The 10455-nt window shown below is 58.8% G+C and carries 6 protein-coding genes; 5 read left to right on the top strand and 1 reads right to left on the bottom strand.

Annotated features, from left to right (window positions below; translation table 11 throughout):
- Window positions 1-70 precede the first annotated feature (70 nt).
- Together rpoC and Q1A06_RS19690 are read left to right on the top strand one after the other, a co-directional pair.
- On the top strand, window positions 71-4327 hold the full coding sequence (gene rpoC, locus Q1A06_RS19695) for a DNA-directed RNA polymerase subunit beta' (RefSeq protein ID WP_299567699.1): 4257 nt from the start codon (window positions 71-73) through the stop codon (window positions 4325-4327).
- Between the two features lie 705 nt (window positions 4328-5032).
- Window positions 5033-5899, top strand: a complete 867-nt coding sequence (locus Q1A06_RS19690; RefSeq protein ID WP_299567697.1) for a DMT family transporter — start codon at window positions 5033-5035, stop codon at window positions 5897-5899.
- 75 nt (window positions 5900-5974) lie between these two features.
- Here Q1A06_RS19690 and Q1A06_RS19685 read toward each other — a convergent pair whose 3' ends face one another.
- On the bottom strand, window positions 5975-6781 hold the full coding sequence (locus Q1A06_RS19685; RefSeq protein ID WP_299567695.1) for a putative rhamnosyl transferase: 807 nt from the start codon (window positions 6779-6781) through the stop codon (window positions 5975-5977).
- A gap of 357 nt (window positions 6782-7138) precedes the next feature.
- Here Q1A06_RS19685 and rpsL point away from each other — a divergent pair, with 357 nt between their 5' ends.
- The 3 genes from rpsL (at window position 7139) to fusA (ending at window position 10313) form a co-directional block, all read left to right on the top strand.
- Complete coding sequence (rpsL, locus tag Q1A06_RS19680) at window positions 7139-7510, top strand: 30S ribosomal protein S12 (protein ID WP_025063456.1); 372 nt, start codon at window positions 7139-7141, stop codon at window positions 7508-7510.
- A 93-nt stretch (window positions 7511-7603) separates the two neighbouring features.
- Window positions 7604-8074: a 30S ribosomal protein S7 gene (gene rpsG / locus Q1A06_RS19675; RefSeq protein WP_299567693.1), complete on the top strand. Its 471-nt coding sequence runs from the start codon at window positions 7604-7606 to the stop codon at window positions 8072-8074.
- A 112-nt stretch (window positions 8075-8186) separates the two neighbouring features.
- A complete protein-coding gene (fusA, locus tag Q1A06_RS19670; protein ID WP_299567691.1) occupies window positions 8187-10313 on the top strand; it encodes an elongation factor G in 2127 nt (708 codons plus the stop codon).
- The last annotated feature ends 142 nt before the right edge of the window (window positions 10314-10455 follow it).

The following is a 10455-nucleotide window of genomic DNA, read 5'->3' as shown; positions in this document are numbered from 1 at the left end:
TCCGGGCCGATTTTTGCCAAAAATCGCGCCCCTTCTCCATCGCTTTCGAGAATAAATCTAAGGATTGAAGATGAACCAGGAACTGACAAACAACCCGTTCAACCCGCTTACGCCGCCCAAGGTATTCGACGAAATCAAGGTTTCGCTGGCCTCACCGGAGCGGATCCTCAGCTGGTCTTTCGGTGAGATCAAGAAACCCGAAACCATCAACTACCGTACGTTTAAGCCGGAGCGGGACGGGTTGTTCTGCGCGCGCATCTTTGGGCCCATCAAGGACTACGAATGTCTGTGCGGCAAATACAAGCGTATGAAATACCGCGGCGTTGTATGCGAGAAATGCGGCGTGGAAGTTACCCTGCAGAAGGTCCGCCGCGAGCGGATGGGTCATATCGAGCTGGCCTCGCCTGTCGCGCACATCTGGTTCCTCAAGTCGCTGCCAAGCCGCATCGGCCTTATGTTGGACATGACGTTGCGCGATCTTGAGCGGGTTCTGTATTTCGAAAACTACGTCGTGATCGAACCCGGGCTGACGGACCTCACCTACGGTCAGATGATGACTGAAGAAGAGTACATGGACGCGCAGGACGCCTATGGCATGGACGCTTTCACAGCGAACATCGGCGCCGAAGCGATCCGCGAAATGCTGGCCGCCATCGATCTTGAGGCCGAAGCGGACCAGCTGCGCGAAGAGCTGAAAGAAGCCACCGGTGAGTTGAAGCCGAAGAAGATTATCAAGCGTCTTAAAGTGGTCGAATCGTTCCTCGAATCCGGCAACCGTCCGGAGTGGATGGTCATGACAGTGATCCCCGTGATCCCGCCGGAGCTGCGCCCTCTCGTGCCGCTGGACGGGGGCCGGTTTGCGACGTCCGATCTCAACGATCTGTACCGCCGTGTCATCAACCGCAACAACCGTCTGAAGCGCCTGATCGAGCTGCGCGCGCCCGATATCATCGTACGCAACGAAAAGCGGATGTTGCAGGAATCCGTCGACGCCTTGTTCGACAACGGTCGCCGTGGCCGCGTGATCACGGGTGCCAACAAGCGCCCGTTGAAATCGCTGTCCGACATGCTGAAAGGCAAGCAGGGCCGTTTCCGTCAGAACCTTCTGGGCAAGCGCGTCGACTTCTCGGGTCGTTCGGTCATTGTGACGGGTCCTGAGCTGAAGCTGCATCAGTGCGGTTTGCCCAAGAAGATGGCGTTGGAACTGTTCAAGCCGTTCATCTACTCGCGGCTGGAAGCCAAAGGTCTTTCTTCAACAGTCAAGCAAGCCAAGAAGCTGGTCGAAAAGGAACGTCCCGAGGTTTGGGACATCCTCGATGAGGTAATCCGCGAACACCCCGTCATGCTGAACCGTGCGCCGACGCTGCACCGTCTTGGTATTCAGGCGTTCGAACCGGTCCTCATCGAAGGCAAGGCAATTCAGCTTCACCCTCTGGTTTGTTCGGCCTTCAACGCCGACTTCGACGGCGACCAAATGGCCGTTCACGTGCCTTTGAGCCTCGAAGCGCAACTTGAAGCGCGCGTCTTGATGATGTCCACGAACAACGTGCTGTCGCCCGCCAACGGCGCGCCGATCATCGTTCCTTCGCAGGATATGATTTTGGGTCTCTACTACGTCACGCTTGAGCGTGAGGGCATGAAAGGCCAAGGCAAAGTCTTTGGCACCGTCGACGAAGTGCAGCATGCGCTCGACGCTGGCGAAGTGCATCTGCATGCCAAGATCAAGGCGCGGATCAAGCAAATCGACAATGAAGGCAATGAAGTCATGGTGCGTTTCGACACGACACCGGGCCGCGTTCGCCTCGGTGCGCTGCTGCCGCTGAATGCGAAAGCACCGTTTGATCTGGTCAACCGTCTGCTGCGCAAGAAGGAAGTGCAGCAGGTCATCGACACCGTCTACCGCTATTGCGGTCAGAAAGAGTCGGTCATTTTCTGTGACCAGATCATGACGATGGGCTTCCGGGAGGCATTCAAGGCCGGTATTTCGTTCGGCAAGGACGACATGCTGATCCCAGAAACCAAGTGGGATCTTGTCGAGGACACCCGCGAGCAGGTCAAGGATTTCGAACAGCAGTACATGGACGGCCTGATCACCCAGGGCGAAAAGTACAACAAAGTGGTCGATGCCTGGTCGAAGTGTAACGACAAGGTGACGGCGGCGATGATGCAGTCGATCTCCGATACGACATATGCCGAAGACGGGTCCGAGCAGGAGCCGAACTCGGTCTACATGATGGCGCACTCCGGTGCCCGTGGGTCGGTGACACAGATGAAGCAGCTGGGCGGCATGCGCGGCCTGATGGCCAAGCCGAACGGCGACATTATCGAGACACCGATCATCTCGAACTTCAAGGAAGGCTTGACCGTTCTTGAATACTTCAACTCGACTCACGGCGCGCGCAAGGGTCTGTCGGACACCGCTTTGAAAACGGCGAACTCCGGGTATCTGACACGTCGTCTGGTGGACGTGGCGCAGGACTGCATCGTACGCATGCACGATTGTGGCACCGAAACAGCAATCACTGCGACGGCGGCCGTCAACGATGGCGAAGTCGTCTCGTCTTTGGCCGAACGTATGCTGGGCCGTGTCGTGGCCGACGACGTTCTGCGTCCGGGTACCGACGAAGTGATCGCAACGGCGGGCACCATCATCGACGAGCGTCTGTCGGATCTCATCGACGAGGCAAACGTCGCCTCGGCGCGGATCCGTTCGCCGTTGACTTGCGAAGCCGAAGAGGGCGTCTGTGCCATGTGCTACGGGCGCGACCTTGCACGCGGCACTTTGGTGAACCAGGGCGAAGCGGTGGGCATCATCGCCGCGCAATCCATCGGCGAGCCGGGCACACAGCTGACGATGCGGACGTTCCACATCGGCGGCGTTGCGCAGGGTGGCCAGCAGTCCTTCCAGGAAGCCGGTCAGGCCGGCAAGATCCAGTTCGAGAACGCCTCGACACTGGAGAACTCCTCGGGCGAGACGATGGTGATGGGCCGCAACATGAAGATGCTGATCATCGACGAGAACGGTGAAGAGCGCGCAAGCCATAAGGTGGGTTACGGGACCAAGCTTTTCGTCAAGGAAGGCCAGGACATCGTACGCGGTGACAAGCTTTATGAATGGGATCCCTATACCCTGCCGATCATCGCCGAAGCGGCCGGTACAGCCAAGCATGTTGACCTCGTGTCCGGTATCGCCGTCAAGGACGAGACGGATGATGCGACCGGTATGACGCAGAAGATCGTGATTGACTGGCGCGCGGCCCCCAAGGGCAACGAGCTCAAGCCCGAGATCATTCTGGTCGGCGAAGACGGGGAACCTGTACGCAACGATGCAGGTAATCCGATCACCTATCCGATGTCGGTGGATGCGGTTCTGTCCGTCGAGGATGGCAACGAAGTGCAGGCCGGCGATGTCATCGCCCGGATCCCGCGCGAAGGTGCCAAGACCAAGGACATCACCGGTGGTCTGCCGCGTGTGGCCGAACTCTTTGAGGCACGTCGCCCAAAGGACAACGCCATCATCGCGGAAATCGACGGCTATGTGCGGTTCGGCAAGGACTACAAGAACAAGCGCCGCATCGCGATCGAGTCCTCCGAAGATCCGGATCATAAGGTCGAGTACATGGTGCCCAAGGGCAAGCACATCCCGGTGGCGGAAGGCGATTTTGTCAACAAGGGTGACTACATCATGGATGGCAACCCGGCGCCGCATGACATCCTTGCCATCATGGGTGTCGAAGCGCTGGCGGATTACATGATCGACGAGGTGCAGGACGTCTATCGCCTGCAAGGTGTGAAGATCAACGACAAGCACATCGAAGTCATCGTGCGCCAGATGCTGCAGAAGTGGGAGATCCAAGAGAGCGGAGACACCACGCTGCTGAAAGGCGAACATGTGGACAAGCAGGAATTCGACGCGGCCAACGCAAAGGCGCTGTCGAAGAAAGGTCGCCCGGCCAAGGGCGAACCGATCCTGCTGGGCATCACCAAGGCATCGCTGCAAACCCGCAGCTTCATCTCGGCGGCGTCGTTCCAGGAAACCACGCGGGTTCTGACCGAGGCATCGGTACAGGGCAAGCGCGACAAGCTGGTCGGCCTGAAAGAGAACGTCATCGTGGGACGTCTGATCCCTGCGGGCACCGGTGGGGCAACCCAGCAGATGCGCCGCGTGGCACAGGACCGCGACAATGTAGTGATCGAAGCGCGCCGGATAGAGGCGGAAGAGGCAGCACGTCTGGCCGCACCCGATCCTTCGGAAGCCGACGACGACGTGGTCGGCGGCGACGTGTTCGACCGCTCGCCCATGATCGACGAGGAAAGCCGCGACTGATCGCGTGACATCTTGACCTGAAAAAGAAACCCCCGCGTCCTAGCCGACGCGGGGGTTTTTCTTTGGCAGACGCAAAATCCCGAACCGCAGATCCGGCTTCGTACCCGCCCGTCGCGTTTCAAACCGGCCTTCTGCTTCCTGCCGCCGCTAGATCGACGGGGACCGGATCAAGAATTTCTTCTTGCTAGCAGCGGGTTTGCTATGGGTCGCATGTGGACCAACCCCGAAGAATGATCCGATCTTTCAGCGCCTCAAGGCAAGCCCACCGACCACCATTCCGGCAAGCCTGTTGCCTCAACTGAAAACGATCCGCCTCGGTTGTGAAGTTTTCAACAAAGACCTACCAGACCAATATATGACGTTTTGGTGGCCCCGCGGTATTCCGAAAAGTGCTGTGTATCTTGCGTATTACGGTCCGTTACCGCTTAGCCCTCCTCGTCCGTGAATAATCATCAGTTCGGGCGGAGAAGCAATCACAGAACGCATCCTGTTCCCCTGATTGCTTTCCGAAAGCCAAGTGGTCAGATGGCATCAGCCGAAAATTTGAATTGGCAGGGCAGGCGGGCAAAACTGGCGCTGCTCTGGCTTTGGTTCAATTGCTCCAGCCAACGCTTGCGCCCGGATTTCCGCAATAACCTCGCGCGCGTTGCCCATTGCCTGTGACATGTAGATCGGCCAAAGGTAAGGCATGCACAGGAATTGAATATGTCTCCCAACACTGCCGGCGCCGTGCTGATGATGGCCTCGATGATCGCGTTCGTCATGAACGATACGTTTCTCAAGCTCACGGGCGGTGCCGTACCGCTGTTTCAGCTCATCTTTCTGCGCGGCACCTTGGCGACCTTGCTGATATTCCTGCTCGCGCACAGCTTGGGCGCGCTGCGCAAGATGCCGTCGACAGCGGATCTGTGGCTGATCAGCCTGCGCGGGGTGGCCGAGGTCGTGACCGCGTATTTCTTTCTGAACGCCTTGTTTAACATGCCCTTGGGCAACCTCAACGCGATCATGCAGGTTGTTCCGCTAACAGTTACGCTTGGATCCGCACTGGTGTACCGCGAGGCGGTGGGCTGGCGGCGGATGTCCGCAATTCTCGTCGGGTTCGGGGGCGTTTTGCTGATCATCAGGCCCGGACCGGAGGGCTTCACACTTTGGTCGCTCTACGCACTCGGGGCGGTGCTGGGCGTCACCGTGCGCGATCTGATCACACGACGCCTGTCGCGCGATGTTCACGGGCTTGCGGTGACGCTGGGCACCTCGGTGGCGGTGATGGCGGGCGCGGGGCTTGCATCCCTGACGCAGCCGTGGGTCGCGGTCAGCGGCCCGTCCGCCGCGCTGATCTGCGGGTCGTCCCTGTGCGTCCTTGCCGGGTACTACTTCAGCGTTCAGGTGATGCGGACCGGCGATGTCTCCTTCGTCGCACCGTTCCGCTATACGGGTCTGGTAGTCGCGATGATCGTGGGCTTTGTGGTCTTCTCTGAAATTCCGGGGACGTTGACACTTGTGGGCGCGGCGATCGTTATCGCCACCGGTCTCTTCACTTTCCACCGCGAGCGGATGTTGTCGCGGCGCTGATAAGACCCAACTGACCGCGTCGTGGAACCCGTTGATCGGCGCAGGCGAAACGAGAAAGTCCCGACGCAACGCAGACTACGGTTTGCCGAACACGCGCTTTACTTCATCGACGTCGATGGCGAAGCGATCACGGAGCATTTTCTGTTGTTCGACGGTCAACGGCTCGACCGGCACGGGCTTTACCTTTTTCTGGCGGCTGTCGTTCGATGAGTTGTGGCTGCGCACGAACATCACGGGATCGGCGTAGGTGACGCATGGCATGAACCGGCTGATTTTTTCATGGGCGAAGTTCATGATGGTCATCGGGCTGTTGCCGCGAATCTGCATGCCAAGTGCCGCAACATAGAATGGCCGGAAAATCTCGGTGGCGCAGATACCCATGGGCCCGAATTCGGCCACCAGCCCCTTGTTCCAGTCGAACGCGACGGCCTTGTGCTGCGCCGTCAGGCTTTCGGTGTCTTTGGAAGCGGCGCGCAATCGCGCGATGAAATCGAGGGCTATGGCATCGTCATCGTCATAGCGGAATTGAAGACAGGGCTGCGCGGGATCCTTGCGCGCGGCGTTGAGAATCTCTTTCATCACTTCGCGCTGGGGCCGGGGCGGTTCCGCATGAATGCGCACCTGCGGCATATCGGAGGTGAGATCGTGCAACCGGTCGAGATGTTGTTTCGGCAACTGGTCCCCGACAACGATGATCAGTTCGAAGTCACCGTCGGTCTGGGCGCGAAGACAGGGCAGGGCGACGGTTTCAAGCAGTTGAAACCGCTCTCCAAGTCGCTGTTCTGCGTAAAGATAGGCGATACGCTGTTCGATGGTTTCATGTTCGACCTGAAAACCGCCAATCGCGGGGTAGGAAAACCGGCAAAGCCCGATAACCTGCATGGCAGCTCCTGCACTCATGATATTCGCGAAACTATGCCGTCCTGCCCGCAGGCTTGGCAAGGGGGGAGGGGCTGTTGACACATCGGGGCCAAACTCGTATACGCCCGCTATCTCGCTGACGGGGGTCGCCCCGGAATGCGCATATCATATTGCATGTGGTCAAGATCCAGGCCGCCTTGATTGGCCCGATCCTCTGAGAGCATAGCCGCCTCGCTTACCCCGGTACGGAAGCGTTGCGGCCATAGTGCTTTGGTCCATCTGCTACCGCCCACGCTGCACGGACGCGCGCAGCACACCATTCACCGCAGGGGCCTCGGGCGTCTGCATCCAAGACAGCAACACGGGGATAAAACCGGAATGCCAACGATTCAGCAGCTGATCCGCAAACCGCGCCAGCCAAAACGCAAGTACTCGAAATCCATGCACCTGCAGGAATGCCCGCAAAAGCGTGGCGTCTGTACGCGCGTCTACACGACCACACCGAAAAAGCCAAACTCGGCAATGCGTAAGGTCGCCAAGGTGCGTCTGACCAACGGTTTCGAAGTCATCTCCTACATCCCCGGTGAAAGCCACAACCTTCAGGAACACTCCGTCGTCCTGATTCGCGGCGGTCGCGTAAAAGACCTTCCCGGTGTGCGCTACCACATCCTGCGCGGTGTTCTCGATACGCAGGGCGTCAAGGACCGCAAGCAGCGCCGCTCCAAATACGGTGCGAAGCGTCCGAAGTAAGCCCGCATTGCGCCGGGTTGCTGAAACCCGGCTGTATCATTCTGACACTATGCTGCGCTTGCCGCAGCACCCCGCCAAGAGGAAGACAACAAGATGTCACGCCGCCACGCCGCTGAAAAACGCGAAGTATTGCCAGACGCCAAATACGGCGATCTGATTTTGACGAAATTCATGAACAACCTGATGATCGACGGCAAGAAGTCGGTCGCGGAGCGTATCGTGTACAACGCTTTCGACCGCGTCGAAGCCAAGATCAAGCGCGCCCCCGTGGAAGTGTTCCACGAAGCGCTCGACAACATCCAGCCGTCCGTCGAAGTGCGCTCGCGCCGCGTCGGTGGTGCAACCTATCAGGTGCCTGTCGAAGTGCGCCCCGAGCGGCGTCAGGCGCTGGCGATCCGCTGGTTGATCAAAGCCGCCCGCGCGCGCAATGAGAACACGATGGAAGAGCGCCTTGCAGGCGAGCTTCTGGACGCTGTTCAGTCTCGCGGCACGGCTGTTAAAAAGCGTGAGGACACGCACAAGATGGCCGACGCCAACAAGGCGTTCAGCCACTACCGCTGGTAATTCGGTCGGCGCACGCCGACCTCCAAGATCGGGGCCCGGAACCGCCGGGCCTCATCCTCTCATAGGGCTTATGGCCCTTTTCAAAGCAAAACCTCCTAAGGAAGCTTTACAAATGGCACGCGATTATCCGCTTCAACGCTACCGCAACTTCGGCATCATGGCCCACATCGATGCCGGCAAGACCACGTGCTCCGAGCGCATTCTGTTCTACACCGGCAAATCCCACAATATCGGTGAGGTCCACGACGGTGCGGCCACGATGGACTGGATGGAGCAGGAACAAGAGCGCGGGATTACCATCACATCCGCTGCGACGACCACTTTCTGGCAGCGTCAGGAAGAGCCGACCGCAGACGCGACATCCGACACCAAATACCGGATGAACATCATCGACACCCCCGGCCACGTCGACTTCACCATCGAAGTCGAGCGTTCATTGGCCGTTCTCGACGGCGCCGTCGCCGTTCTGGACGCTAACGCCGGTGTCGAGCCACAGACAGAAACCGTCTGGCGTCAGGCCGACCGTTACAAGGTTCCGCGGATCGTTTTCGTCAACAAGATGGACAAGATCGGCGCCGACTTCTTCAACTGCGTCAAGATGATCAAGGACCGCACAGGTGCCGTGCCTGCGCCGATCCAGATCCCGATCGGTGCCGAGAACGAACTTGAAGGCCTGGTCGATCTGGTCACGATGAAGGAATGGGTCTGGACCGGGGAAGACCTCGGCGCCGGCTGGGAACAGCGCGACATCCGCGACAGCCTGAAGGCATCCGCCGACGAATGGCGTGCCAACCTGATCGAGATCGCCGTCGAAATGGACGACGAGGCGATGGAAAATTATTTGATGGACGGCGCCGAGCCCGACGTTGACACGCTGCGCAGCCTGATCCGCAAGGGTACGCTGGCGATCAAGTTCATTCCGGTTCTCTGCGGCTCCGCGTTCAAGAACAAAGGCGTTCAGCCTTTGCTCAACGCCGTGATCGACTATCTGCCCAGCCCGCTGGACGTTGTCGACTATATGGGTTTCAAACCGGGCGACGAGACGGAAACACGCGACATTCCGCGCCGTGCGGATGATGACATGGCCTTCTCCGGCCTTGCATTCAAAATCATGAACGACCCCTTCGTGGGCTCGTTGACCTTCACACGCATCTATTCCGGCAAGTTGAACAAGGGCGACACGCTTTTGAACTCGACCAAGGGCAAGAAAGAGCGCGTCGGTCGTATGATGATGATGCACTCGAACGATCGCGAGGAAATTCAGGAAGCATGGGCCGGCGACATCATCGCATTGGCTGGCCTGAAGGACACCACGACCGGTGACACGCTTTGCGCCGTCAACGATCCGGTTGTTCTGGAAACCATGACGTTCCCCGATCCGGTCATCGAAATCGCGGTCGAGCCAAAGACAAAGGCCGACCAAGAGAAGATGTCCGCAGGTCTGGCGCGTCTGGCCGCCGAAGATCCTTCCTTCCGCGTGGAAACCGATCTTGAGTCCGGTCAGACCATCATGAAGGGCATGGGCGAACTTCACCTCGATATTCTGGTGGACCGTCTCAAGCGTGAATTCAAGGTCGAAGCCAACATCGGTGCGCCGCAGGTGGCCTACCGCGAGACGATCTCTCGCGAAGCCGAAATCACCTACACTCACAAGAAACAGTCCGGCGGTTCCGGTCAGTTTGCCGAGGTGAAGATGATCCTGATGCCGACCGAGCCGGGCGAAGGCTATTCCTTCGAAAGCCGCATCGTTGGTGGTGCCGTTCCCAAGGAATACATCCCAGGTGTCGAAAAAGGCATTAAGTCGGTTCTGGACTCCGGACCCCTTGCGGGCTTCCCGGTCATCGACTTCAAGGTCGCTCTGATCGACGGCAAGTTCCACGATGTGGACTCCTCCGTTCTGGCGTTTGAAATCGCGGCCCGCATGGGTATGCGCGAAGGCATGAAGAAGGCGGGCGCCAAGATGCTCGAACCGATCATGAAAGTCGAAGTTGTCACACCGGAAGAATACACCGGCGGCATTATCGGCGATCTGACATCGCGTCGCGGTCAGGTGCAGGGACAGGACACACGCGGTAACGCGATTGCGATCGACTGTTTCGTGCCGCTGGCGAACATGTTCGGCTACATCAACACGTTGCGGTCGATGTCTTCGGGACGTGCGAACTTCACCATGCAGTTCGATCACTACGAGGCCGTGCCACAAAACATCTCCGACGAGATCCAGGCCAAATTCGCTTAACCCGGATGGCGCGCGATAATTTCGCGCGCCGCCCTACACGACATTGAACATTAAGGAGCCAATACCATGGCAAAGGCAAAGTTCGAACGTAACAAACCGCACGTCAACATCGGCACGATCGGCCACGTTGACCACGGCAAGA

This window comes from uncultured Sulfitobacter sp. (assembly GCF_947497275.1).
In the GTDB taxonomy this organism is placed as follows: domain Bacteria; phylum Pseudomonadota; class Alphaproteobacteria; order Rhodobacterales; family Rhodobacteraceae; genus Sulfitobacter.
Note: the sequence above shows the minus strand (reverse complement) of the source record. Positions and strands in the feature narration are given on the sequence as shown.